We start from the raw sequence: 25,819 nt of genomic DNA on the forward strand, positions 1-25,819 counted from the left end.
TCATTTCGAGTTGACCTAAATAAACAGGCGACCTAACGCTGGCAACCGGGGCAATAAAAAAACGGCCGAGACGACAGCGCGCATTTAACGATCTCCGTACCGCACCGTTCGCAGGGCTGCCCCTCTTTGGCGAAGACGTGAAACCGAAACAGCGCGCCGTGATGATGCGCCGGGTTAGCCTCTCCTCTCGTTTGGTAAGACAACCGGGGAATAGCCAGAAGCGATTTTGCCAATGCCGTAAGCGCATCTTCCGTCAGACTCGATGGCTTATGAGAAGGCAGAAGCATCGCATCCCACAGTATTTCGGCCCGGAGATAGTTACCCAATCCGGCCAAAAAAGCCTGATCGAGCAGCATGCCTCCCAGCTGACGCTGGCGAAAGCCTTTTGACAGCAGGCGCTCACGCACGCTTTGCCAGGTTAGAGAAGGATTCAGCACGTCAGGACCGATGCGCTGCAAAAAGGGGTGTTGAAGGATAACGTCTCTCGGCGCAACCTCAATGTCAGACGCGCTGTACAGCAGGATCCCCTGCTTTCTGGACTCCAGCGCAACGCGAAGCTCTCGCTTGGTTTCCGGGCGCTCGCCGGACTTCACTACCTTCCAGACGCCGTAAAGCTGGTTGTGGCTATACATGCTCAACCCGTTAGAGAAGTGGGTCAGCAGCGCCTTTCCTCGCGTTTCGATTTCATCTATCTTCTGCCCTACGAGCTGGTGCTCATAGGGCTTAAGCGCAGGAAACGCAAACCATACGTTGGTTAACGTATCTCCCTCAATCGCATTAACCAGCGTGTCCGCCGCGCGGCGGATTTCAGGTCCTTCCGGCATGTTGACTCCCTCATTGATAAAAACGGTTAAACCGGATTATCAATATCCACAAAGGTCACGTCAAACTGATGCCGCTGCGCCAGCCACTCTCCCAGCGCTTTGATTCCATAGCGCTCGGTCGCGTGGTGCCCGGCAGAATAGAAGTGAATCCCCATTTCCCTGGCGACGTGTATCGTCCGTTCGGAAACCTCGCCGGTGATAAAGGCGTCAAACCCGCGCTCGGCAGCGGTTGTTATATAGTCCTGCCCGCCGCCGGTACACCAGGCAACGCGGCGAATGCTTTTCGGCGCGCCGTCGCCGCAGTAAAGCGGCGTGCGGCCAAGGCGTTCTGTTATACGTTCGGCCAGCGCTTCGCCGCTCAGATCGGTAGAAAATTCGCCCTGCCAGATAAAGCAGTCCGACGCTTCAGGTTCCAGCGCCTCTCCGTCTTCAATGCCAAGCAACTTGCCCAAGAGCGCGTTGTTGCCCATCGTTGGATGCGCATCCAGCGGCAAATGGTAGCCATAAAGGTTGATGTCGTGCGTCATCAGCGTTTTCAGGCGACGGTGCAGCATACCGGTAATCACCGGTTCGTCGTTTTTCCAAAAATAGCCGTGGTGAACGAGAACCGCATCCGCGCCCTTTTCTACCGCAGCGTCAAGCAAAGCCTGACAGGCGGTGACGCCGGTCACGATGCGTTTTATTTCCGAACGCCCCTGAACCTGTAGCCCGTTAGGCGCATAGTCGCGAAAGCGGCGAATTTTCAACTCATCATTAATCAACGTTTCCAGTTCAACATTCAGCATAGCGATTCCTGCAAAAATAGGGGCGAGCGGCCAAGCCCCGTGGCCAGGCCGTATAACCAACGAAAGGCGAGTATAACAAAAAAATACCGCCGCATACCCCTAGTCTGCCGTCTGCCACACCTCCTCCAAACCAGAAGCGCCCGGAACGGAAAGCGGGATCAGCGCCAACAGATAAATAGACGGCAGGCGATTGAGATAAAGAATAAGCCAGCCGTCGTCGCACAGCTCTCTAAGCTCCGGGCACTCAAAGCGCTGAGCCAGCTGCCACCTTAGGCGCTGATTGTCGCTGCTGGTCGCCGTTCGGTTGAGAAGCAGCCGCCCCCGGCAGGGGTAGCGGCCAATATCCGATAAAATCTTCCGCCGAACCCAGCTTCGCGTAATGTCGGAGCGATTGGCCGCCTCAGACATCATGCGCAAAAACTGATGCGTGTAGTAAAAGTGATAGTCGCTCTCTTCAAGCGCCTGACGGGAATAACGCGCTATGGCTCTCGGCATGACAGATACTCCGTCGCCAGCGCTTCCCTTTGGCTAACCGTATAGCTGCGGTTAACTTCATCCATTCCCCTGAGCGCCGCCAGCAGCGTTGCGTTATGCAGCTGTTGATAAACGGCAAGCAGCGCCATCGGCTCCCTACTATCGTCACTTAACGCCATGGTTCCCTTCTTCTCCCTGCCGCTATCGTCGGCGGCTTATCTAAACGTTACCCGTTTGAGTAACATAGTTATCTAAAGGTCAGCCAGCCAGAGCCATAAAAGAAAAGTGCGCAACGCCTCCAAAGAATTTTTCATTAATGAGAATAAGTCGTAATATCAATTATTATTTATTAGATCGTACAAGGAAAGATATGAGCACCTGGCTGATTTACGCGCTGCTTTCTGCCCTGGCCGCGGCAATGGTCGCTATTTTCGGCAAGATAGGCCTGCAGCATCTGGATGCCAATACGGCCACTGCGGTTCGCTCAGTGGTGATGGCCGTCTTTCTCATTGGCGTGGTAGTGGCGCAGGGAAAGACTTCGCTAATTAATGACATTATGGCTGACAGGAAAGCGCTGCTTTTTATTGTGCTCAGCGGGGTCGCTGGCGCACTTTCCTGGCTTTTCTACTTTATGGCCATCAAATACGGCACCGTTTCCCAAGTAGCGCCCATAGATAAGCTCAGCGTCGTATTCGCCGTTATCCTGGCGGTTATTTTGTTTGGAGAGAAGGTGTCGCTGTACGCGGGGATAGGCATCGGCATGATTGCCATCGGCGCGCTGCTGGTTGCGCTAGGATAAATAAAAAACGGCGCCCTCTTAGAGAGGCGCCGCTTTTAACGCGCACTACCAGCTGTAGCGAACGCTTATGCCGCCGCTGTACTGGCGGTAGTCATCTGCACCCGTTTGAGCATCAAAGTGAATCCACGTGCTCCAGCGGCTGTCAAACTCGCTCTGCACGCCAACCTTCACTTCCGCACGGTTTTTCGGCGCGTTCATCTGGACATTCTCGCCGTCAAACGCCACAGAAGCCGGCTGTCGGTTATACAGCCAGTTAAGCTCAGCGTAAGGGTGGAACAGCGAATCACCGGCGGTTAAGCGGCCCATCACGCGGCTACCGACGCGCACCGTCCAGGACTCGCCTTTCTGGTTGCTTATCTCAGTACCGCTGACGTCCGTTAGCGAATCGGCAGAATAGTGGCTATAGACGACCTGCGCCTGCGGCGCCAGGCTCCACTGGGAGAACTTGTCTTCATTCATTGCCCAGATATAGCCGCTTTCCAGCGACGCGGTCCACAGGCGAGAATCATAGCTGTCGCTGGACATCCCCTCCCCGTTTACGCTGTTGCTGTACCAGCCGTGTTGTAACCAGCTGTCTACGTAGGCGCCCCGCTCTTCTTTCGCGTCAGCGAACCAGGTGACATACATTCCCAGGCTATAGCCATCGACGGAGCCGTTAGCCTTGTAGCGATCGCCGTTAGCGCTGCGGTTGCCGGTGGAATCCGTCTGCGCGTCGCCATAGCTCGCCATGACGCCGACGTTGATCCCTTGGTCGCCCAGGCTCAGCGTCAGCAAATCGCCGCCTACCTGAATCAGCGTATAGTCAGTATTCATATCGACATGGTGACCAGCCGCTTTGCTGTCCTGACTACCGGTGACGATCCGTCCCCAGGCGCTGTCGTTGGCGCTCTTGAACTGCGTTCCCTTACGGTCAAACAGAGTTTGAGTCTGCATCACGCCAACGATTGACTGATTGCCGAGGTAGCCGCCGATTTCAGGCCGCCACTGCGGCTCTGAACTGCCGCCCTGCGAACGTAAATACCAGTTGCCGTTCATCGCGTTTGGCAACCCCTGATACAGGCTGTATTCGTAGGCTCCGGCCACGACGCGGTTAGTAAGCGTAAACTGCCCGTCCGACTGGCCGCCGACGCTGATGACTTCAATCCCGTTAACGGTTTGCGCCCCCGCGCCGCCGGCGTTATTTACGACGACGCGCGTTACGCCCGACGTATTGCCCAACACCACCAGACGATCGGTATCCGCATTATCTCCTTCCAGAACGGTACTCAGCGTCAGTAATCCGTTACTACCAACGTAGTCGCCGTTAACAACCAGTCGGCTGGTTGGCCGTACGCTTTCCATACGAATTTCGCCGCCGTTGGTTAAACGGCCGCCGACGGTAAAGGTCCCCGACGCCGCGTTAACATCATTGAGCGCCGCGTCAGCCACGGCCAGAAGCCCCTGGTTGTCGACATCACCGCCAACGCCGCCGTAGCCGCCCAACATCGCGCCGCTCGCGACGGCAACGTTTGAGGTTCCGCTAAGCTGCGCGTTGTTCAACAGCACGATGCCCCCAGCGTCGATCGTCGTTTTACCGGTGTAGCCGTGGCTTTGGGTCAGCGTCAGGATGCCGTCGCCCTGTTGCATAACGTCGCCAGCCCCATTGATAGCATGGCTATAAATACGGTTAACGCCGAAGTCAAACACCACCAATCCGGCGTTATCGATATCGCCATCGACAAGCCCCTTCTCTCCACCGTTACCCAACAGGAGCGTACCGTCTGCAACGGTGGTCATGCCGCTATAGGTTTGGTCTGAGGTTAACTGCAGCTGGCCGCCGCCGACTTTCTCCAGCTCGCCGCTGCCGCTGATGACGCCGCTAAACAGGTCGTTGCCCTGCGTATTGACCGTCAACCTGGCGCTGCCCAGCTTCACGTTACCGGCCCCGTTCAGCGCGTTAACGTACTGATCGAAGTCGTTCATATCCAGCGTGGCGCCCTGAGAAATCGTCAGGCGCTCGCTTTGAGCGATAATATCGGTATGTCCGGCCATCAATGCGCCGCCGTCAATACGCGTCTCCCCGGTATAGGTATTAGCCTTCGACAGCTTGAGCGTGCCGTCGCCGAGCTTGGTCAGGCTCTTACCGTCCCAGACCGCGCCGTTGGCGGTTTCATCCGCCATCACCACGTCCAGATCGAAGAACTCGTTCGCGCCGGTCAGCGTAAAGTTACCGTGGGCGTTGGTCGGCGTGATGGTATGCGCAGCGTACCAGTTCAGCCCGAGGCCGATCCGGTAGTCCTGCGTATCGCTGCTCGCCGAGACGGACAGGTAATCAACCGGGCTCGTCGCCCCGCCGAGATTTACCGTTTGGAAAGCGCCGGTCAGGTTGCCCGGCGCAGCGGTATGGATGACGGTAAAGGTCGAATAGGCCAACTGTGCAGCGCTGGTCGTCTCCGGCGCGCTATAGCCCGACAGGTTAAAGGCGGAATTTACGCCTAAATCAGCGCTGATGGCGTCAATCGCATTCTGGCTATTGCCTGCGACTAAATCCAGCGTCCCTTGGTGATCGAACAACCCGCTGACGTTCAGCCTTGAATCCGCCGCCAGTGACGTTGTCGCACCCAGGTTTGTCGTATAGTTCCCCGCAGTAAACAGGCCGTTCTCACTAAAGCCAAGCGTACCCTCTCTTACCGTCACGCTGCCCTGAGATGAGCCAGACGCGGTCAGCGATGCCGTACCCGATCCGCTCTTAATCAGCGCGCCGCTGCCGCTTAGGGCGTTGTTCACTGTACCGTTGCCGCTGAACGCCAGCTCCAGTTCGGCATTGTTGTTAACGCTTCCGGTGCCGATGGACTGGCTTTGGGTCGCGATAAGCCGCCCCTGCGAAACTGCCGTTCCTCCGCTATAGAAGTTAACGCCGGTTAGCGTAACGTTCTGCGCGCCCGTTTTAACCAACTGGCCGTTGCCGGAAATCGCGCCGTTAAACGCGCTGTCCGTCAGGCTATTCACCATCAGGTTGCCGTTGCCCAACAGGATGCTACCGGTGCCGGACAGGTTATTGAGACGCTGGCTAAAGCCGTCGAGATTAAGCGTAGCGGCATTGGCAACGATGACGTTGGCGCTTTGAGTAAACGCGTCCGCAATCGCCGTTTTCAGCACGCCACCGTTCACTCGCGTATCGCCAGTATAGTTTTGCGCCGCAGAAACCGTCAGCGTACCTTGGCCCTGCTTATTCATCGTTTTACCGTCCCAGCCTGTCGCAGAAACGCCTTGATCGCTTAACGCAACGTCAAGGTCAAACGCGGCCTGCGCCGCCAGCGTAAATACGCCGTGTCCCAGCGTATTTCCCGCAATCCAGGTCAACCCAAGGCCCGCATGATAAGACAGGCCGTCTGCGCTTTTGCTCGCGTCGACGGTCAGGAAGTCGACGTTACTCGCCGCTCCGTTCAAATCGACGGCGTCAAAGTCGCCGGTAATGCCGTTCGTTGTCTGAATAAGCGTAAAGCGCGTATTGGGCATTTCACTGGCTTTGGTTGGCGTGTTCCCGAGGTTAAAGTCAATGCCTACGATCTTTAACTCTCCGGCCAACGACGCATCGTCAGCCGCTATCACAGGCTGGGCTGAACCCAGCGTCATTTCCAGCGTTGAGCCGCTTTGCTGAGACAGACTGCCGTTCAGCTCCAGCGTCGCATCGGCGGCTATTGCGGTTGTCGCGCCGCTCTTGGTGGTCAAGCTGTCGGCGTTAAATGCACCGCTTTGGGCAAAGGCCAACGCGCCAGCCTCCGCGGAAACCGCGCCCTGCGAAGAGCCGGTCGACGTCAAGGTCGCACTTCCCGCGCCGGTTTTCACCAGTGCGCCGACGCCGCTCAGCCGGTTGGCCAGCGTTCCATCACCGACGAAATCCAGCTGCAGCGTGCCGTTCGCCCCGTTATTTACCGAACCGCCGCCCAGCGCCGATGCGCTAGTTGCGATAAGCGTGCCGATATTGATGGCGGTACCGCCGGCGTAGCCGTTATTGCCGCTCAGCGTCAGGGCGCCCGTACCGGTTTTAATCAGCTGACCGTCGCCGCTTATCTGCCCGCTAAACGTGCTGTCACTGACACTGTTCACCGTCAGCGCACCGCTGCCCAGCTGTACGCCGCCCGCGCCGGACAGGTTATTAGCCTGCTGAGCGGTGCCGTTCAGGTTCAGCGTCGCACCGCTGTTCACCAACACGTTGGCGCTGTTGACAAAGGCGTTATTCACCGTAGTTTTAAGCTCGCCACCCTGCACTCGCGTATCGCCGGTATAGCCGTTAACCACGGACAGCACCAGTTGACCGCTGCCGGCCTTGGTCAGGCTCTTGCCGTCCCAGCCGGTAGCCGAGGCGCTCTGGTCGCTCAGCGCAACGTCCAGCTCGAAAGCGTCGGTCGCGTTGGCCAGCGTGAAATTCCCATTGCCCAACGTCGCGCCAGCCAGCCAGGTCAGGCCAAAGCCGACGTTGTAGTCCAGCCCGCCGTTGGCCAATCCGCCCGACATCGTCAGGTAGTCGACCCGGCTGCTTGCGCCGCCTAAATCTACCGGGCTGAAGTCACCGGTAATGCCGTTAGCGGTATGAAGCACGGTAAAGAGTTCGCCCAGCAGCAGGCTGGCCTTCGCCGGCTCGCTGCCGCTAAAGCCAGTGACGTTCAACGTACCGGCAATCTGTGCGCTGTCGGCCACGATGGCCGGCTGAGCGCTGCCGATAGCGACGTTCAGCGTTGCGCCGCCGTTTTGCGTCAGAGCGCCGTTTAGAATCAGCGTGGCGTCGGCAGCTATTGCTGTCGTCGCGCCGCTCTTAGTAGTCAAACTGTCGGCGTTAAACGCGCCGCCTTGGGCGAAAGTCAACGAACCCGCATTGACCGAAACCGCCCCCTGCGAGGAGTTGGCGGAGGTCAACGCCGCATTGCCCGCGCCGGTTTTCACCAGCGCGCCGGTGCCGCTCAGCCGATTGACAAGCATCCCGTCGTTGGCGAAGTCCAGCTGCAGCGTGCCGTTCGCGCCGTTGTTTACCGAACCGCCGCCCAGCGCCGATGCGCTAGTTGCGATAAGCTTACCGACGTTAATAGCGGTACCGCCGCTGTAGCCGTTATTGCCGCTCAGCGTCAGGGCGCCCGTACCGGTTTTAATCACTTGACCGCCGCCGCTGATCTGCCCGCTAAACGCACTGTCGCTGGTGCTGTTCACCGTCAGCGTGCCGCTGCCCAACTGCACGCTCCCCGCGCCGGACAGGTTGTTAGCCTGCTGGGCGGTATTGTTCAGGTTCAGCGTCGCGCCGCTGCTCACCGAGACGTTGGCGCTGTTGACAAAGGCGTTATTCACCGTGGTTTTAAGCATACCGCCCTGTACCTGCGTATCGCCGGTATAGCCGTTGACGGCAGACAGTATCAGCTGACCGCTGCCCGCTTTGGTCAGGCTCTTGCCGTCCCAGCCGGTGGCGGAAACGCTCTGGTTGCTCAGCGCGACGTCCAGCTCAAAGACGTCGGCGGCGTTGGTCAGGGTGAAAACCCCGTTGCCCAACGTCGTTCCCGCCAGCCAGGTCAGCCCAAAGCCGACGTTGTAATCCAGCCCGCCGTTAGCCAGCCCACCGGACACCTTCAGATAGTCAACTCGGCTGCTCGCGCCGCCCAAATCAACCTGGCTAAAATCGCCGGTGATGCCGTTGGTGGTATGAATAACGGTAAAGGCTTCGTTAAGCAGCTGGCTGGCCCTCGCCGGTTCGCTGCCGCTAAAACCAGTGACATTCAAGCTACCGGCGAGCTGGGCGCTGTCGGCCGCTATCGCCGGTTGGGCGCTGCCGATAGCGACGTTCAGCGTTGCACCGCTGTTTTGAACCAGGCTGCCGCCAAGCTCCAGCGTCGCATCGGCAGCTATCCCGGTCGTCGCGCCGCTCTTGGTCGTCAGGCTGTTAGCGTTAAACGCACCGCTTTGGGCGAAGGTCAGCGCTCCCGCGTCCACGGAGACGGCGCCCTGCGAAGAGCCGCTTGAGGTTAGCGTTGCGGCGCCCCCACCGGTTTTTACCAGCGCGCCGCTGCCAATCAGCCAGTTAGTCAGCATGCCGCTACCGGAGAAATCCAGCTGTAGCGTGCCATTCATACCGTTACTTATCACGCCGCCGCCGAGCGCCGCGGCGCTGGTGGCGATAAGCCTGCCGGCGCTGATAGACGTACCGCCGGCATAATCGCTATTGCCGCTCAGCGTCAGGGCTGCCGTGCCGATTTTAATCAGTCGACCGCCGCCGTTTACCTGCCCGCTAAACGTGCTGTCGCTGGTGCTGTTTACCGTCAGCGTGCCGCTGCCCAACTGCACATCACCCGCGCCGGACAGGTTGTTAGCCTGCTGGGCGGTATTGTTCAAGTTCAGCGTTGCGCCGCTGCTCACTGAAACATTGGCGCTGTTGACAAAGGCGTTATTCACCGTGGTTTTAAGCGTACCGCCCTGCACTCGCGTATCGCCGGTATAGCCGTTGACGGCAGACAGTATCAGCTGACCGCTGCCCGCTTTGGTCAGGCTCTTGCCGTCCCAGCCGGTGGCGGAAACGCTCTGGTTGCCCAGCGCGACGTCCAGCTCAAAGACGTCGGCAGCATTGGTCAGAGTGAAAATTCCGTTGCCCAACGTCGTCCCTGCCAGCCAGTTGAGGCCGAAGCCGACGTTGTAGTCCAGCGCGCCGTTCGCCAGTTTCCCTGTCAATCTCAGATAGTCAACGGAGCTGCTTGCACCGCTGAAGTCGTATTGGTCAAAGTCGCCGACGATGCCCTGCGTCGTATGAACCAGCGTAACGTCAGACTCAGCCAGCAGGCTGGCCTTTGCAGGCGTCGCGCCGAGGCTTAGCCCGGACACTTTCAGCGTGCCGCCGATCGTTGCCTCATTGGCGGTAATCACCGGCGTCGTACCGCCCAGAGCGATATCCAACGTTGATGACGGCCCCTGCGTCAGCGTATCGCTGAGCGACAGCGTCGCCCCCGAAGACAGCGCCAGCGTCGCGTCGTCCCCGGTGTATACGTTTTCTGCGTTGAACGCCACGTTTTGGGCGACGGTTAACGTACCGCTCTCAACGGAAACGATGCCCTGCGAAGAGCCGGTCGCCGTCAGCGTCGCATTACCATCGCCGCTCTTAATTAACTCACCGGCGCCGCTTAGCACGTTGTCAAACGTATCATCGGCGTCAAAATTGAGCTCCAGCACCGCGCCGCTGGCGTTATCAACGTCGCCGCTGCCCAGCGTCTGGCCGTGCGTTGCGATAATCCGGCCGGATTCAATCGTGGTGCCTCCGGCATAATCGCTGGTGCCGCTCAGGGTTAATGCTCCACTGCCGCTTTTGGTAACTTTCCCGCTGCCGCCGATTGACGCCAGATAGCTTGACGTATTGCTACGGTTAAAGATCACTTCGCCATTGTTTAAGATATTGCCGACGTAGCTGCCCGACGTTCCGCCGTTGCCGACTTGAAGAGTAGCCCCGGACGCAACGGTGGTGTTTCCGCTATACGTATTGCCGCCCGTCAGGGTAAGAAGACCGCCGCTCACCGTCAGCGCCCCCGTTCCGCTGATGACACCGCCGAACGTTCCGCTGCCCGCCGTCGTCAATTGACCTGCGTTGACGTTTAAGCTGCCAGCGCCGCTGAGCCCACCAACGGTTTGCGAGTATCCGTTTAAATCAACCGTCGCGCCGCTTTGAATATCAAGGCCGGAAGTCTGGCCTAACGCCCCGTTCGCGCCTAGCGCCAGCGTACCGCTGCCAACGGTCGTTAAGCCGGTATAGATATTGCCGGTATTGTTAAGCGTGATGGTATTGGTGGCGTTAACCAGCAGGCCGCCGTCACCAATAAGTTTCGCATGCAGTTCGTTTGCGCCGCTCGGCGTTGCCGTATCACCGGACAGCGTCAGCGTTTTTCCGCTTTGCAGGTTGAGCTGAGTCAGCGCGTAGTGTGCATAAAGCCCGGCGCTATCGCTATTAAGCGAGAAGCCGTAGTCACCAACAGCCACCAGCTCGCCGCCTTGTATAACGTTGGCGGAATCGGCCACCTCGCCGCCGCTGAGGTTTGTTAGCGTCAGATTACTGGCCGAACCGGATACGCTACCGGCGTTCACCAGATAGACGTTTTGACCTTCATCCTGAACCAGCAGATTGCCGGTTGAGTCAACGATGGCATCAGGGTCGATAGCGACGGTGCCTGAATTGAGCGCCAGGGTCTGCGTGGAAATTACGCCGCCGCTGGCAAAGTTATTAAATCGCAGCAGGCCGCCGTTAAGGTTCAGGCCACCGATAGCCTGCACGCCGGCGCCGACGTCAGTGGTGTTGCCTGCATCCAGCTGAAGCGTGGCGTTTGTCAGCGCCGAGGTTCCGGTTCCCGCCAGAGTAAACAGGCTATTGCCGAGTTGAACGACGCCGCTAAAGCCGTTGCCGACGCCGCTACCGAAGCTGAAACCATCGGTGATGCTGGAGAGATCGACATGAAGCAGGCCACTGCCGGAGAGTAGTTTATTGAAGGCGTAGCTTCCGCCGGTCGGCGTATCGATAAACAACTCAGCGCCTGCATCGATCGTTACGTTGCCGCTGCCCAGCGCGCCTGAATCCGTCTGGCGCAGCGTTCCGCCGGTAACGTACGTTAATCCGCTATAGGCGTTTAGGCCGGTCAGCGTCAGCGTTCCCACTCCCGCCTTGTTTAACCCTCCGCTGCCGCTGAAAATATTGCTGGTCGCGATGGTAAAGCCGTTAGAGTCTAGCGTAACGCCGCCGGAATTCAGCACCAGAGAGCCGCTGGTAAAACCGTCGATAAAAGAATTATTATCCGAAGCAGCCCGCAGCGTACCGCCGCTAAAGTCGACGCTGCTGGCGCTGCTCTGGCGCGTCATGCTCTCGGTTTGTAGTACGGCGCTCCCCGCAAGCCTAAGCTGACCAACCGCGCCGTCCGTCGAGCCTAAAACCAAATCGCTGACCTGAACCAGCGTATTCGCGCCGTCGACTGTTAGCGTACCGCTCCCAGCGCTGCCGCTGCCCACGTTAAGCACGCCGTCGTGAGAAAGATTGGCGCCGGTGTTAACGCTCAACGAACCGACGCCAGCATCGCCAACGATGAAGCTGCCGCCCTCGTTTTCCCAACGGCTGGCGCTGAGCGTAACGGTGCCGCTGGCGCCGCTTTTACCAATCGATACCTGTTTCGTTTGTAGTACAGATCCGCCGCTGGCCGCCATTGACGAAGAGCCGCTCGACGCGCCGACTGACAGAGCGTCCGCCGTTAACGAGCCTGCGCTGCTGACCGTTAGCGCCGCGCCGTTATTGACGGTCGCGGCATTTTGTACGACAACGCTGCCGCCGCCGATCGTCAAACCGCCCGCCAGCGCCTCTATCTCGTTCACGCTTGAGCTGCCGGTCAGCGTCAGAACGCCGCTTCCCTGCTTGCTCAACCGGCCGTTACCCACGATCGCGCCGGCGTAGGTGGTGTTCACCGCACCGTTAACCGTCAGCTGGCTGCCGCCGGTTGTTATGACTTGCCCACCGAGGCCGGCAAGGCTGCTAACCGTTTGATTAAACCCGTTGAGGTCAAACGCGCCGCCGTTAACCGTCAAGCCGCTGCTGGTCTGAATGACGTTGGTATTACCCGCCTTCAGCGTGCCTGCGCTCACCGTCGTCGCACCGGTATAGGCGTTAACTTTTGTCAGCGTCAACGTCCCGTCGCCAACGTTGTTAAGCCCGCCGGCGCCGGTCAACACCGCATCAAGGATCAGCTCTTGACCGCTGTCCGCATTGCCTCTGGATATGTTGCCGCTGGCACCAAGAGAAATCAGCGGCGCAGCGATAGCGCCGTAGCCGCTGAACTGGCCTGCGGTAACGGTAACGCCGCTACCGACGTCAAGGTTAAAAATCCCCCCGCTGGCCGCAATCGTGCCGCCATTTATCGAGATAACGTTAGCCCGCAGGGTGCTGCCGTTATTTCCACTCACCGTACCGCCGCTGGCGACGGTAAATACGCCTTTGGTTTTATCGCCGTAAATGACGCGGTCGACCAGCGAAAACGCGCCGGCGCTGACGGTAGTGTTCGTGGTAATAAGAGAGTTGTGGATTGCGTCGTTGTTGCCGTAGAAAATCGCCTCGCCGTCGCCCGTTTTATTTACCGTAATCGACGCCGAAGCGGCTGAAGCAATCGGGTCATAAAAGCGAATGGCGTAGCCTTCGCTGGCGTAAAGGTTCAGGCTTCCTGTCCCTCCCAAATAGACGGCGTTAGGATCTCCCGTACCGCTGACTGGCTTGAAAAAGCCGTTGCCGGGATCGGTAAAAAAAGCATTTTGATAGTTGTTTTGCAGAACAATGTCGCCGCCGTCGGCGCTAAGATTAATATTACCCGTCTGTAAGTAGATAGCGCCGCCAAGGGTTTTTGCATAGTTATTGATAAGCCTGGAGCCGGGGCCCAGCGTCAGGTTGGCGGTAGAACCGGCGTCGTAGTAAATGGCGCCGCCGTAGCCATAACCGTTGGCCGCCGTCGAATAGACGTAGTTGCCGTCGAAGGTCGTCGGTCCGTTAAAGTTCATAAAATATAAGCGGTTGGTACCGTTACCATAGGCACTAACCGCACCACCCAAGGCATTTTTAGCCGATTTGGCTTCAACCACGAAGTTACCGATAAACTGCGTCTCGCCGTTAAAATTCAGGTTGAGACCACTAGCGCCAGCTGCGTTATAGCCCAGATTGATAGCGCCCCCCCTGCTGTGCTGATCGGTCACGTGAGCGGGATAATCGCTTGATGTGCTCGGCGAACCATAAACGTAGTTCCCCTGAAACAGCGTCTTGCCGTTAAAATTGGTGTCGGAAGCGCCGCCCCAATAGTCAATCGCACCGCCGAAAACAGCGGAATGGTTATTGATAAAATTCGTCTCATCGGCAAAGGTTAACTTGCTGCCGTTAGCCTCATAGACGGTGATTGCGCCGCCGTAATTGGCGGTCCAGTTACTATCAAAGGTGACTTTGCCGGTAAAGTTCATCGCGTTGGTGCTGTAAAGGCCCACGGCGCCCGGCTGATCGGCCAACCCATGGTTGCCCTGAAATAGAACGCCAGCTGTACCAGCGCTGATATTCATCACGGAATTAGAAGAACCTCGCGTATTTAAAATCGGCCCATAGTCGGCAGAGGCGTAGGTGCCGCTGTCCGTTGGGCCAATGTTTTTAAACGCGGTGTTTTCTAAATTGAGGTTAAGCGTCGCGTTATTCGCATTAATCAAAATCAATCCATATCTCGGCCCGGTAAAGCTGCCCGATGTGATAACCGCGTTATTGATATTGATGGAAGTGGCGGCCTGCGTGATATTAAGCAATCGCTGCGTATTAGAATTACCAATAACGATAGTACACGCGTTGCCGTCGATGCTGATATTTGACTTAGCAGCGCTGTTAACGTTGAACACCGAATTCCAGGTCACGTTACCGTTTAGGAGCAAATCGTAATTGCCGAGAGAAAGTCCTGCTGCGGCAACGTCCTGCCCGGCGTTTAAAGGCACGGCGGCATGAGAGATACCCATTCCTATTGCCAGCATGGGGAAAGCGATAATGATTGCTTTAGTTAACCGATTAAGAGAACTACCGTGATTATGACGGCCGTATTGTTTTTTCATCATTTACATCCCTTGCTCCATGACAACAATATCTTAAATTCGCCACCCAAATATCACTCACCACGTTTAAAAAGGTGGTAAGCACTGAATAAATAGAATAAAAAATGAAACCAATAAATAAAGACGGCGATTTCAGAATAAAATTAAAAAATAAATCATTATAAATCAATAAAATAAATACCCTTATTAAATATAGGCCAAAGAATGAAAAAACACAAAATGCAGATAAAAATATTTAATAAGAAAAATATAGGCTAATATTTTCTTAAAAATAAAAATCAAATTAGATAACTATTTTATGGGGATAAAAACGGTGGGTATGAGAAAATCGATAAGTAACAGAAAAAATAAAACGGTGGCTTTTCACAATACCACCGTTTTATTAAACGCAAAAAAGGTTAATTATTAACCTTTACGACGTTGCGCCTGCGCCGCTCAGCACGTCGCTGACGATCTCAACGGCTTCTCGCTCAATCTTTTCGCGATGGGCGTCGCCGAGGAAGCTTTCGCAATAGATCTTGTACGCCTCTTCAGTCCCCGAAGGGCGCGCGGCGAACCAGCCGTTGTCGGTCATCACCTTCAGGCCGCCAATCGAGGCGCCGTTGCCGGGCGCATTCGTCAGGCGAGCGATAATTTTATCTCCCGCCAGCGTATCGGCCTTCACCATTTCAGGAGAAAGCTTGGACAACACGGCTTTTTGAGCGTGAGTAGCCGGAGCCTGAATTCGGTTATAGCTGGGCGCGCCGAACTTTTGCGCCAACAGCTCGTAGTGCTCCTGCGGATCTTTGCCGGTGACGGCGGTCATCTCTGCTGCCAAAAGGCACATGATGATGCCGTCCTTGTCCGTTGACCACGGCGTGCCGTCAAAGCGCACGAACGAAGCCCCTGCGCTCTCTTCCCCGCCGAAGCCGAGGCTGCCGTCAAACAGGCCATCGACAAACCATTTGAAGCCGACGGGCACTTCTACTAAACGACGCCCCAGATTTGCCACCACGCGGTCAATCATCGCGCTGGAGACCAGCGTTTTTCCAACGCCGACGTCGCGGCCCCACTGGGCGCGATGCTGATAGAGATAGTCGATGGAAACGGCAAGGTAGTGGTTAGGATTCATTAACCCCTTCGGCGTGACGATGCCGTGACGGTCGTAGTCAGGATCGTTGGCAAACGCCAATCTGAAATCGTTTTTTATCGCCAGCAGCCCGGCCATTGCGCATTCGGAAGAGCAGTCCATCCGAATCACGCCGTCGTGGTCGAGATGCATAAATCGAAATGAAGGATCGACAGCGTCGTTCACCAGCGTTAAGTCAAGGCGGTAATGCTCGCCGATACGCTGCCAGTACTCAATGCCCGCGCCGCCCAAAGGATCGACGCCCAGCTTAAGGTTCGAGTTCTGAATTGCCGCCATGTCCACTACCTGCGGCAGCTGCTCGACGTAGGATTGAACCAGATCCTTCTCGTGAATATGGCCGCTTCTCTTCGCCGCCGCCAGCGTAACGCGCTTAACGTCGCTTAAGCCGCTGCGAATCAAATCATTGGCGCGCTGCTCTATCCACTGAGTCAGGTTGGTATCCGCCGGGCCGCCGTTCGGTGGATTATACTTAATGCCGCCGTCTTCCGGCGGATTGTGGGACGGAGTAATGACGATGCCGTCGGCCAGGGCGCGCTCGCTTCGGTTGTGACAAAGAATGGCGTGAGAAACGGCGGGCGTCGGCGTAAAACCGTTATTCTGCTGAATAATCACGTCAACACCGTTAGCCGCCAGCACTTCCAGCACCGAAATAAACGCAGGCTCAGACAGCCCGTGGGTGTCTTTTCCGACAAAACAGGGCCCTTGGATGCCGTTCGCCTTTCGACTTTCGGCGATGGCCTGAGCGATAGCCAAAATATGAAGCTCGTTAAAGCTTTGACGTGAAGCCGATCCCCGGTGCCCAGAGGTGCCAAACTTAACGGCCTGGGCCGGATCGTCGCAATCAGGTTGCAGTTCGTAATACTGCGCGATGAGCTGCGGCACGTTGATAAGGTCACTCTGTCTGGCGGGTTGCCCTGCCCTTGGGTGCTTGGCCATAACACTCTCCCTGATAAAAAGGTTAAATCATTGAACAAACTTCCCCGGTCAACGTCTCCGGGAACCGCATTTCCGTCATGATATGCTCAACCATGTTACGCTTGCGTTCAGTATTAGTATTGGTAATCACCCAGTAAGGCGTATCGGGAATGCTCTTTGGCTTGGTGTGGCGTCCGTTTTTCAAAAGCGTCGCTTCAGAAAGAGAAAAATAGACCCGCGTTCTTCCCATAAGGGACTCGGTTGCCTCAGCAAAGCCGGACTTATCGAGACCGTACAGCGAGGATAAGATCAAGAGAAAGCGGTCCACTGCCTTTTTCTGTTCACCCGCCTGACACTCGGCTAGACGCTGGCGAAACGCGCTCTCGCGAGAGGCCGGAGGCTCAATGGAAACCGCTGGCAGCGCTTCGACGTTTGCCATCGGTACTTCGTCGCCATCAGCCGGCGGCAGGTTAAGCATACGGCGTAAAATTTCAGACGCGCTCTCGCCAATATGCAACGTGTGGCTGGCGATATAACGATAAAGCGCCTCGTCAACTTCGATAGTTTTCATCTTTATCCTATAATCTTTTTTAAATGATTTCGGTAAATTATACCTATTCAGTCCGCGATACTCTAGGCGACTACTCTCAATTATGCTTGGTTATGCCGACGAATGACGAGATATCGCTCAACTTAACAATAACGTAATTGTGAAATGGTCATGAAATTGAACTATCGCCTTCAGGGAAGCGGCGAAACCGTCGTATTAATTCACGGGCTGTTCGGCAGCCTGGACAATCTGGGCGTGCTGGCCCGAGACCTGCAGGACTCATATCAGGTTTTACAAGTCGATCTGCGCAACCACGGCCTTTCGCCCTGGTCGGAAGACATGAACTATCGCGCAATGGCCGAAGACGTGCTCGCCCTGCTTGAGCAGCTTGAACTAAGAGACGTCATACTGGTTGGGCATTCTATGGGCGGCAAGGTCGCTATGATGATAACGTCGCTGGCGCCAGAGAGGGTCAGGCGACTGGCCGTTATCGATATTGCGCCCGTCGCCTATCAACAGCGCCACCATGACGACGTCTTCGCTGCGCTGAAAGCCGTTACTCAATCGGGCGTAGCCACTCGCCCCGAGGCGGCCATCGTCATGCGCTCGGCCGGGCTGGAAGAAGGCGTCCTCCAGTTTTTGCTTAAATCGTTTCATCAGGGGGCGTGGCGTTTCAACGTTCCGGCGCTTTGGCAGCACTATGATGACATCATCGGCTGGCAGGAAGTCGCTGCTTGGAACGGCCCGGTGATTTTTATTCGCGGCGAGCTGTCGCCTTACATACGGGAGAGCGCCCGCGACGCCATTGCGCGCCAGTTCCCTAGTGCGCGCGCTTACGTCGTCGCCGGCAGCGGCCACTGGGTCCACGCCGAAAAGCCGCAGCAGGTTACGCGCATACTGCGCCGGTTTATGCTCGATGGCCCCTCAGAGTAATCATTGGCATACGGCGCGACAGGCGTTATGATGCGTCGCAATAAAATGATTCCCCCCGCGGCGTTGTGTAAGTAGGCGCCGCTTTGCTTTTGTATTTCGATTTTAACGTTAGGTTTATGGCAAAAGAACAGTTAGACCGCACGACTATCGATCTCTTCGCCGACGACAGAAGGCCCGGTCGCCCAAAGACCAGCATGCTGACTCGCGATGAGCAGTTGAGGATAAACAAGCGCAATCAGCTTCGCCGCGACAGGATGAAAGGGTTAAAGCGCGTCGAACTCAAGCTTTCACAGGAAGCGGTTGCGATGCTGGACAAGCTTGCTCAAGAGCAGGGCCTCAACCGCAGCGAAATCATCGAGAACCTGCTGTCCCTGCAGGCGCGCTAATGCGCCCTTTTGTCGTGTATTCCCGATCCCTGATAGCCCGACAGATTAACGATGCCAATGGGCATCAACGATGTTATATTACGAAAGACATTGTCTTAAATATTGACTTTTAAAGGTGTAACGCAACTATGGCAACCGTAGGTATTTTCTTTGGTAGCGACACGGGCAATACAGAAAACATTGCCAAAATGATTCAAAAACAGCTGGGTGCAGGCGTCGCGGAAATCCACGATATCGCCAAAAGCAGTAAAGAAGACATCGAACGTTTTGACACCCTGCTGCTGGGTATTCCCACCTGGTATTACGGCGAAGCACAATGCGACTGGGACGACTTTTTCCCAACGCTGGAAGAGATCGACTTTGAAGGCAAACTGGTCGCTATCTTTGGCTGTGGGGATCAGGAAGACTATGCAGAGTACTTCTGCGATGCGATGGGCACCATTCGCGATCTCATAGAGCCGCGCGGCGCGACGATCGTAGGCAACTGGCCAACGGCGGGCTATCACTTTGAAGCATCAAAAGGCCTGGCCGACGACGACCACTTTATCGGTTTGGCTATTGACGAAGACCGTCAGCCGGAATTAACCGCTGAACGCGTGTCTGCCTGGGTAAAGCAGATCTCTGAAGAAATGAATCTTGCCTGATTTACTCCTGCGAATTCCTTCAGTTTCGGGATAAAAACGCAGCCTCTTCGAAATATCTAAATGGAATAATCATCCTTATCAAAAAGGATGGTTATTCCCTCTTTTATTACCTGAATTGAATTAATCAATAAAAATTGAAATACCCCATAATAAACAGGGGCATTCAGCTTATTGGCTAATAAAAATTTATCCAACCTGTGAGCAAGTGCAAAATCACTTTAGCAAACTGCTGATACACTCATTTCACATAGCATATTAATTTCCTCCATCATTAAAAGCCTAACGATACGGGAATAATAGACACGCATTGGATCTAAATCAGAGGAAATAAGTAAGACATCAGTCTATATTTATAGGCTACCTCATTTTGGTTATGGAAAACCAACAGGCGCGGATACCGCGCCTGTTGCTTGAGATACGGTACGTTTAGCTTATTTTACAACATTATTATGAAAGCTTGACCTGAAAGGATTAAGCCCAAAACAGCAACCTTTAAAAAGCAGGAGGTATTATCTAAGGTTAACGAGGAGTTTGATTAAACGTAGTCCGCTTTATAACAGCATTCATATAGATTTATTTGCTGTCTTTGGCTGGGAAATTTTATTTAGGGTAACGACGAGTTTTACTTTTTATTTTCCTTAACGCTTTATTAAAAATGAGGAGGAGCGCCTATGCGCAGCATAGCGTCTCATATTATATGGCTCGCTCTCGCTATTCTTGGCGCCTGCGGGCTCGCTATTATTGCCTTAAATAATGGCGAAAAAGTGAATGCGCTTTGGATCGTTGTAGTCGCCGTTTCTGTTTATTTAATCGCATATCGCTATTACAGCAAATTCATCGCCGACAAGGTGCTGTCCCTTGACGCCACGCGCATGACGCCCGCGTATCGCCATAACGACGGTCTGGACTATGTGCCAACCAACAAGTATGTGCTGTACGGTCACCACTTTGCCGCCATCGCCGGCGCAGGCCCGCTGGTCGGCCCGGTGCTTGCGGCACAAATGGGCTATCTGCCGGGCATGATCTGGATCCTCGCCGGGGTCGTTTTGGCCGGCGCCGTACAGGACTTCATGGTGCTGTTCGTTTCCACCCGCCGCGACGGCCGCTCTCTTGGCGACCTGGTCAAGGCCGAGCTGGGACAGGTTCCGGGCGTTATCGCGCTGTTTGGCGCGTTTATGATCATGATTATCATCCTGGCCGTTTTGGCCCTGATCGTGGTTAAGGCGCTGATCAACAGCCCGTGGGGATTCTTCACCGTTGCGGTGACCATCCCTATCGCGCTGTTTATGGGTATCTATACCCGTTACATTCGTCCCGGAAAGATCGGCGAAGTCTCTATCATCGGCTTTATTCTGCTGATGCTGGCGATTATTTACGGCGGCGAAGTCGCCAAAAGCCCGTCTATCGCGCCTTACTTCACGCTGGATGGCGTAGAGCTGACCTGGGCGCTGATTATCTATGGCGGCATTGCGTCTATTTTGCCGGTTTGGCTGCTGCTCGCTCCGCGCGACTACCTGTCCACCTTCCTGAAGATAGGCACCATCGTCGGCCTGGCAATCGGCATCGTCTTTATTGCGCCTTCGCTGGAAATGCCGGCGACGACGCGGTTCATCGACGGCACCGGCCCGGTATGGGCAGGCAACCTGTTCCCCTTCCTGTTCATCACCATTGCCTGCGGCGCGATCTCCGGCTTCCACGCGCTGATCTCTTCCGGCACTACGCCTAAAATGCTGGAAAACGAAACGCACGCCCGCTTTATCGGCTACGGCGGCATGCTGATGGAATCATTTGTCGCCATCATGGCGCTGGTCGCCGCGTGCGTTATCGACCCAGGCGTTTACTTCGCCATGAACAGTCCTCTGGCGGTGCTTGGCCCAACGGTAGATTCCGCCGCGCAGGTCGTCAGCTCTTGGGGCTTTACCGTTACGCCTGACGTACTGACTCAGTACGCAAAAGACGTCGGCGAAGCGTCCATCGTCTCCCGCGCGGGCGGCGCTCCTACTCTGGCCGTCGGCATGGCGCACATCTTAAGCCAAATCACCGGCCCGGCCATGATGGCCTTCTGGTATCACTTCGCCATTCTGTTTGAGGCGCTGTTTATCCTGACCGCCGTTGACGCAGGCACTCGCGCCGGCCGCTTTATGCTGCAAGACCTGATGGGCACGTTCGTCCCTGCGATGAGGCGTACCGACTCTTTACCCGCTAACGTCACCGCTACTGCGCTGTGCGTTGCCGCATGGGGTTACTTCCTCTATCAAGGAGTCGTCGATCCGCTGGGCGGCATCAACACGCTGTGGCCGCTGTTCGGCATCGCTAACCAGATGTTGGCCGCAATTGCGCTGACGCTCTGCGCCGTCGTTCTGTTCAAGATGAAGCGCGAGAGATACGCTTGGGTTGCCGTCATTCCAACCATCTTCCTGCTGGTATGTACGCTAACCGCCGGCTGGCAGAAGGTGTTTGACGCTAACCCGCGGGTTGGCTTCCTGGCGCTGGCCAAGAAGTATCAGGCCTCGTTGGATAAAGGCGAGATTCTGGCGCCGGCCAAGTCTCTCGATCAGATGAGCGCGCTGATTTTCAACAACCAGCTTGATGCCGGATTAACCATTCTGTTTATGCTGATAACGGTAAGCATCGTGGTGTTCGGCCTGCGCACCGCCTTTAAGGCCAACGCCAATCCGAAACCAACGGCCAACGAGGTGCCCTACGAACCTCTGCCAAGTTCAGCGACACAAAGCTGACTATTGATGTAAACTAAGAGCCTAAAAGCAGCCGCAGTGCGTTTTGCGGCTGCTTTCTTAAACCCGCGCTAAAAAAGGCAACGCTATGTTTGAAGATCTGGCGAAAGTAGGTCGTTATCTGGGACAGGCAGCCCGCCTGATGGTCGGCGTACCTGACTATGATACCTACGTTCAGCACATGCGCTTAACGCATCCTGACCAGAAGGTCATGAGCTACGAAGAGTTTTTCCGCGAGCGGCAGGAAGCCCGCTATGGCGCCGGAGGCGGTCGCTGCTGCTAGGACGCGTTCCTTAGCTGTTTATGTAGACCAAGGCCGGATACTAAAATAACGGCCAACGTGCGCAAACGGCTAAAGAACGCGGCCTGATGCAGGCCGCCGTGATCTATTACTCGGAGGTAGAACTACCGCTATGACTGCCCTTTCCCCGCTTCCCGTAACGATACTGACCGGCTTTTTAGGCTCAGGCAAAACGACGCTTATCAACCATCTGTTAAAAAACTACCCCAACGAAAAGATCGCTATTGTAGAAAACGAGTTTGGCGCCGTCGGCATCGACGGTGGCCTGCTGGAACGACGCGGTGACGTTGAGGTGATTGAATTAACCAACGGTTGCGTGTGCTGCAGCGTGCGCGGAGAGCTGACGGAAGCGTTAAAAAACCTGCTGACCCAGAGAGATGAAGGAAAGCTCTCTTTTGAGCGGCTCCTGCTGGAGACAACCGGCCTGGCAGACCCTGCCCCGATAATACAAACCTTTTTCGTTGACGACGTTCTCAGAGAGCGCCTGATGCTCGATGCCGTCATTACTCTGGTTGATGCAGAACATGCGCAAAAGCAGCTTAGTGAACACCGGGTCGCCGTTTCTCAAGTCGGTTTTGCCGACCGGCTGATTTTAACCAAGCTCGATCGCATAGATGAAGAGACCAAACGCCTGTTGCTTGAACGCCTGCGTGCGATCAACGCCAGAGCCGTCGTCTGCGAGGCCCGCAGCGGCAGGTTGGAAAAAGAGGCGTGGATAGGCATTGAGGCGTTTAATCTGGACGAAGGTTTTACCCTGAACGCTACCTTCACGCCTTCATTGAAAAACAGCGCTACACCGCTGCGATTCCGTCCTCTGGAGCAGTCTGACGCCTCCCGCTCGTGGAATGACGACATCACGTCGCACGTTTTTGAAGCTGGCGATGTGGATATCAAGCGCATCGGCGCATTTATGGAAGGCGCTATCGAGAAATACGGCAACGATATGCTACGCTATAAGGGCATTCTGGCCGTTGCGGGAGAACCCCGTAGGCTTATCGTTCAAGGCATACACCGCGTCGTAGGATTTGACTACGGCAGCGAATGGCGAGCGGATGAAGCACGTAAGACCATGCTGGTCATCATCGGGCGCAGCTTGCCCATTGACTCTCTTGAGCGGGAGTTTATGTCCTGCGTGAGTCAAAGCGAAGCTTATCCTCGGTAGGCTCGCAGCATAAGCGCCGTATTATGAAAAATTGCGATACGCAGTTTAACTGTTGAATATGCGATCTGGTGAAAAGTTATTTGTAAAACCTATTGATACTATCGGTTTTTCCAGCGCTTTCATTAGGTTTTCATTTCGCATCTCAGGCTCTATAATGATACATTATACTTTTGTTAAGTACCCGCTGGCTGTATCACGGCGCCCGAATTTAGGACACCTCGCATGACTGACAACAATACCGCACTGAAGAAAGCTGGACTAAAAGTGACGCTTCCTCGCCTTAAGATCCTGGAAATTCTTCAGGAACCGGAGAATCATCACGTCAGCGCTGAAGATCTCTATAAGAGACTCATCGATATGGGCGAAGAAATTGGTTTAGCGACGGTTTATCGCGTATTGAACCAGTTTGACGACGCCGGTATCGTGACTCGCCACAGCTTTGAAGGCGGAAAATCCGTTTTTGAACTGACGCAAAAGCACCATCACGATCACCTGATTTGCTTGGACTGCGGCAAAGTTATCGAATTCAGCGACGAATTTATCGAGCAGCGCCAGCGCGAAATCGCTGATAAATACAGCATTAAGCTGACTAACCACAGCCTTTACCTTTACGGTAAGTGCAGCTCCGGCGACTGTCGTAAAGACGAAAGCGCCCATGATGCAAAGAATTGATAGCTGTTCTTTCTAAAAACAACGCCGGCATTAGCCGGCGTTGTTGTTTCTGCCCGTAAAAAATCTTTTTTAGGTAAAAAAATACCCGCGTTAACCGCGGGTATTTTGCCTTTCTTAGGAGATCAGGCCGCGTTCGAAGCGCCCCAGGTATCTCTCAGCCCGACGGTTTTGTTGAAAACCAGCGCATCGGCCGTTGAATGACGCCTGTCGGCACAGAAGTACCCTTCACGCTCAAACTGATAGGCAAACTCCGGCTTCGCCGACTTCAGAGAGGGCTCCACAAATCCGTGAACCACTTTCAGCGACTCAGGGTTAATAGTCGACAGGAAGTCGTCCGCTGCGCCCGGGTTCGCCACGCTAAACAGGCGATCGTAAAGGCGGAATTCCGCCGGCAGCGCGTGCGCCGCAGAAACCCAGTGGATGACGCCTTTAACCTTACGTCCGTCCGCAGGATCTTTGCCCAGCGTCGCTGCGTCGTGGCTGCAGTAAATCGTGGTGATATTACCTTCTGCATCCTTCTCGACGCGCTCGGCCTTAATCACGTATGCATGTCTTAAGCGAACCTCTTTGCCCAGCACCAGGCGTTTATACTGCTTGTTAGCCTCTTCGCGGAAGTCTGCGCGATCGATATAGACTTCATTGCTAAACGGCACGGTGCGGGAGCCCATTTCCGGGCGGTTCGGATGAACGCCGACGGTCAGGTTCTCTTGATGTCCCTGCGGCAGCGTTTCAATAACGACCTTCACCGGATCGAGCACGGCCATCGCACGCGGCGCGTTTTCGTTCAGGTCATCGCGGATACAGGTTTCCAACGCTACCATTTCTACGTTGTTATCCTGCTTGGTTACGCCGATGCGGCGACAGAATTCGCGGATAGAAGCGGCGGTATAGCCGCGGCGACGCAGGCCGGAAATCGTCGGCATGCGCGGATCGTCCCACCCTTCTACGACCTTCTCCGTCACCAACAGGTTCAGCTTGCGCTTGGACATGATGGCGTATTCCAGATTCAGGCGAGAAAACTCGTACTGGCGCGGGTGACAGGGAATGGTGATATTATCCAGCACCCAGTCATACAGGCGGCGGTTGTCCTGAAACTCCAGCGTACACAGCGAGTGGGTGATCCCTTCCAGCGCATCGGAAATGCAGTGGGTAAAGTCGTACATCGGGTAGATGCACCACTTATTGCCGGTCTGGTGGTGTTCAGCAAACTTGATGCGGTAAAGCACCGGGTCACGCATAACGATAAACGATGAGGCCATATCGATTTTCGCGCGCAGGCAGGCGGCGCCTTCGGCAAACTCGCCGTTTTTCATCTTTTCAAACAGCGCCAAGTTCTCTTCTACGCTGCGATCGCGATACGGGCTGTTCTTACCCGGCTGAGTCAGCGTGCCGCGATATTCGCGCATCTCTTCGGCAGACAGCTCGTCCACATAGGCCAACCCCTTATTGATAAGCTCTATGGCGTAGCTATGCAGCTGGTCAAAGTAGTCGGACGAATAGCGCACTGCGCCGTCCCAGTGGAAGCCGAGCCACTCAACGTCGGCTTTAATGGACTCAACGTACTCAACGTCTTCTTTAACCGGATTGGTGTCGTCAAAACGCAGGTTGCAGCGCCCCTGATAGTCCTGTGCGATGCCGAAGTTCAGGCAGATGGACTTGGCGTGGCCAATATGCAGATAACCGTTCGGCTCGGGCGGGAAGCGGGTCACTACCGTAGTGTGCTTACCCGAAGCCAAATCTTCATCAATAATATGGCGAATAAAGTTAGTCGGGCGGACTTCGGCCTCACTCATTTATTTTTTCCTCTATGCAAAAGCGCTCACAACGTATAACCATATATCATCTAACAACGCCCCTCAGGACACAACCGTTAGTTACATTTCCTGATAAAAATGACGCGACTACGGAA

General features: G+C 55.5%; 16 protein-coding genes. 8 read left to right on the forward strand and 8 right to left on the reverse strand.

The window, feature by feature from the left end; all coding sequences use genetic code 11:
- Nucleotides 1–32 precede the first annotated feature (32 nt).
- The 4 genes from nei to V8L73_RS11865 all read right to left on the reverse strand — a co-directional run bounded on the left by nei (nt 33) and on the right by V8L73_RS11865 (nt 2,262).
- Nucleotides 33–824 carry an endonuclease VIII gene (gene nei, locus V8L73_RS11850; RefSeq protein ID WP_347253078.1) on the reverse strand — a complete coding sequence of 264 codons (792 nt, stop codon included), beginning with the start codon at nt 822–824 and terminating at the stop codon, nt 33–35.
- Nucleotides 825–850: 26 nt separating this feature from the next.
- A complete protein-coding gene (locus tag V8L73_RS11855; protein ID WP_347253079.1) occupies nt 851–1,609 on the reverse strand; it encodes a Nif3-like dinuclear metal center hexameric protein in 759 nt (252 codons plus the stop codon).
- A gap of 99 nt (nt 1,610–1,708) precedes the next feature.
- Nucleotides 1,709–2,104, reverse strand: coding sequence for a hypothetical protein (locus V8L73_RS11860; RefSeq protein WP_347253080.1), 396 nt, complete (start codon nt 2,102–2,104; stop codon nt 1,709–1,711).
- Nucleotides 2,089–2,262 (reverse strand): hypothetical protein, encoded by a 174-nt coding sequence (locus V8L73_RS11865; RefSeq protein ID WP_261832379.1) that lies wholly within the window; start codon nt 2,260–2,262, stop codon nt 2,089–2,091. The genes V8L73_RS11860 and V8L73_RS11865 overlap by 16 nt, the downstream gene beginning before the upstream one ends.
- A 191-nt stretch (nt 2,263–2,453) precedes the next feature.
- On the opposite strand from V8L73_RS11865, the gene V8L73_RS11870 reads away from it, so the two are divergent.
- The gene (locus V8L73_RS11870; RefSeq protein WP_027272823.1) at nt 2,454–2,882 is read left to right on the forward strand and encodes an EamA family transporter; all 429 of its coding nucleotides are present in this window, start codon (nt 2,454–2,456) and stop codon (nt 2,880–2,882) included.
- Between the two features lie 45 nt (nt 2,883–2,927).
- Here the strand turns inward: V8L73_RS11870 and V8L73_RS11875 are convergent, their stop codons facing one another.
- The 3 genes from V8L73_RS11875 to seqA form a co-directional block, all read right to left on the reverse strand.
- A complete protein-coding gene (locus tag V8L73_RS11875) occupies nt 2,928–14,486 on the reverse strand; it encodes an autotransporter outer membrane beta-barrel domain-containing protein (protein WP_347253081.1) in 11,559 nt (3,852 codons plus the stop codon).
- Nucleotides 14,487–14,895: 409 nt separating this feature from the next.
- Nucleotides 14,896–16,548 (reverse strand): phosphoglucomutase (alpha-D-glucose-1,6-bisphosphate-dependent), encoded by a 1,653-nt coding sequence (gene pgm / locus V8L73_RS11880; RefSeq protein ID WP_027272821.1) that lies wholly within the window; start codon nt 16,546–16,548, stop codon nt 14,896–14,898.
- 22 nt (nt 16,549–16,570) lie between these two features.
- The gene (seqA, locus tag V8L73_RS11885; protein WP_027272820.1) at nt 16,571–17,098 is read right to left on the reverse strand and encodes a replication initiation negative regulator SeqA; all 528 of its coding nucleotides are present in this window, start codon (nt 17,096–17,098) and stop codon (nt 16,571–16,573) included.
- 150 nt (nt 17,099–17,248) lie between these two features.
- Between seqA and V8L73_RS11890 the strand changes: the two genes are divergently transcribed.
- The 7 genes from V8L73_RS11890 (at nt 17,249) to fur (ending at nt 23,910) form a co-directional block, all read left to right on the forward strand.
- The gene (locus V8L73_RS11890) at nt 17,249–18,010 is read left to right on the forward strand and encodes an alpha/beta fold hydrolase (protein WP_347253082.1); all 762 of its coding nucleotides are present in this window, start codon (nt 17,249–17,251) and stop codon (nt 18,008–18,010) included.
- Between the two features lie 116 nt (nt 18,011–18,126).
- The gene (gene ybfE / locus V8L73_RS11895; RefSeq protein WP_347253083.1) at nt 18,127–18,396 is read left to right on the forward strand and encodes a LexA regulated protein; all 270 of its coding nucleotides are present in this window, start codon (nt 18,127–18,129) and stop codon (nt 18,394–18,396) included.
- Nucleotides 18,397–18,524: 128 nt separating this feature from the next.
- Nucleotides 18,525–19,040: a flavodoxin FldA gene (gene fldA, locus V8L73_RS11900; RefSeq protein ID WP_027272817.1), complete on the forward strand. Its 516-nt coding sequence runs from the start codon at nt 18,525–18,527 to the stop codon at nt 19,038–19,040.
- 671 nt (nt 19,041–19,711) lie between these two features.
- Entirely contained in the window at nt 19,712–21,778 is a 2,067-nt protein-coding gene (gene cstA, locus V8L73_RS11905) for a pyruvate/proton symporter CstA (RefSeq protein WP_027272816.1), read from the forward strand.
- Nucleotides 21,779–21,863: 85 nt separating this feature from the next.
- Nucleotides 21,864–22,058, forward strand: a complete 195-nt coding sequence (locus V8L73_RS11910; protein WP_027272815.1) for a YbdD/YjiX family protein — start codon at nt 21,864–21,866, stop codon at nt 22,056–22,058.
- A 130-nt stretch (nt 22,059–22,188) separates the two neighbouring features.
- On the forward strand, nt 22,189–23,238 hold the full coding sequence (locus V8L73_RS11915; RefSeq protein ID WP_347253084.1) for a CobW family GTP-binding protein: 1,050 nt from the start codon (nt 22,189–22,191) through the stop codon (nt 23,236–23,238).
- Nucleotides 23,239–23,460: 222 nt separating this feature from the next.
- Nucleotides 23,461–23,910 (forward strand): ferric iron uptake transcriptional regulator, encoded by a 450-nt coding sequence (gene fur, locus V8L73_RS11920; RefSeq protein WP_027272813.1) that lies wholly within the window; start codon nt 23,461–23,463, stop codon nt 23,908–23,910.
- A gap of 122 nt (nt 23,911–24,032) precedes the next feature.
- On the opposite strand, the gene glnS is transcribed toward fur, so the two are convergent.
- A complete protein-coding gene (gene glnS / locus V8L73_RS11925; protein WP_027272812.1) occupies nt 24,033–25,703 on the reverse strand; it encodes a glutamine--tRNA ligase in 1,671 nt (556 codons plus the stop codon).
- Nucleotides 25,704–25,819: the final 116 nt, after the last annotated feature.

Origin of the sequence: Leminorella grimontii, assembly GCF_039789245.1 — a bacterium.
Classification (GTDB): Bacteria; Pseudomonadota; Gammaproteobacteria; order Enterobacterales; family Enterobacteriaceae; genus Leminorella; species Leminorella grimontii.

What these genes read in the sequence shown, in the direction of transcription:
- nei (WP_347253078.1), bottom strand. Translation starts at nt 824, where the DNA reads ATGCCGGAAGGACCTGAAATCCGCCGCGCGGCGGACACGCTGGTTAAT.
- V8L73_RS11855 (WP_347253079.1), bottom strand. Translation starts at nt 1,609, where the DNA reads ATGCTGAATGTTGAACTGGAAACGTTGATTAATGATGAGTTGAAAATT.
- V8L73_RS11860 (WP_347253080.1), bottom strand. Translation starts at nt 2,104, where the DNA reads ATGCCGAGAGCCATAGCGCGTTATTCCCGTCAGGCGCTTGAAGAGAGC.
- V8L73_RS11865 (WP_261832379.1), bottom strand. Translation starts at nt 2,262, where the DNA reads ATGGCGTTAAGTGACGATAGTAGGGAGCCGATGGCGCTGCTTGCCGTT.
- V8L73_RS11870 (WP_027272823.1), top strand. Translation starts at nt 2,454, where the DNA reads ATGAGCACCTGGCTGATTTACGCGCTGCTTTCTGCCCTGGCCGCGGCA.
- V8L73_RS11875 (WP_347253081.1), bottom strand. Translation starts at nt 14,486, where the DNA reads ATGATGAAAAAACAATACGGCCGTCATAATCACGGTAGTTCTCTTAAT.
- pgm (WP_027272821.1), bottom strand. Translation starts at nt 16,548, where the DNA reads ATGGCCAAGCACCCAAGGGCAGGGCAACCCGCCAGACAGAGTGACCTT.
- seqA (WP_027272820.1), bottom strand. Translation starts at nt 17,098, where the DNA reads ATGAAAACTATCGAAGTTGACGAGGCGCTTTATCGTTATATCGCCAGC.
- V8L73_RS11890 (WP_347253082.1), top strand. Translation starts at nt 17,249, where the DNA reads ATGAAATTGAACTATCGCCTTCAGGGAAGCGGCGAAACCGTCGTATTA.
- ybfE (WP_347253083.1), top strand. Translation starts at nt 18,127, where the DNA reads ATGGCAAAAGAACAGTTAGACCGCACGACTATCGATCTCTTCGCCGAC.
- fldA (WP_027272817.1), top strand. Translation starts at nt 18,525, where the DNA reads ATGGCAACCGTAGGTATTTTCTTTGGTAGCGACACGGGCAATACAGAA.
- cstA (WP_027272816.1), top strand. Translation starts at nt 19,712, where the DNA reads ATGCGCAGCATAGCGTCTCATATTATATGGCTCGCTCTCGCTATTCTT.
- V8L73_RS11910 (WP_027272815.1), top strand. Translation starts at nt 21,864, where the DNA reads ATGTTTGAAGATCTGGCGAAAGTAGGTCGTTATCTGGGACAGGCAGCC.
- V8L73_RS11915 (WP_347253084.1), top strand. Translation starts at nt 22,189, where the DNA reads ATGACTGCCCTTTCCCCGCTTCCCGTAACGATACTGACCGGCTTTTTA.
- fur (WP_027272813.1), top strand. Translation starts at nt 23,461, where the DNA reads ATGACTGACAACAATACCGCACTGAAGAAAGCTGGACTAAAAGTGACG.
- glnS (WP_027272812.1), bottom strand. Translation starts at nt 25,703, where the DNA reads ATGAGTGAGGCCGAAGTCCGCCCGACTAACTTTATTCGCCATATTATT.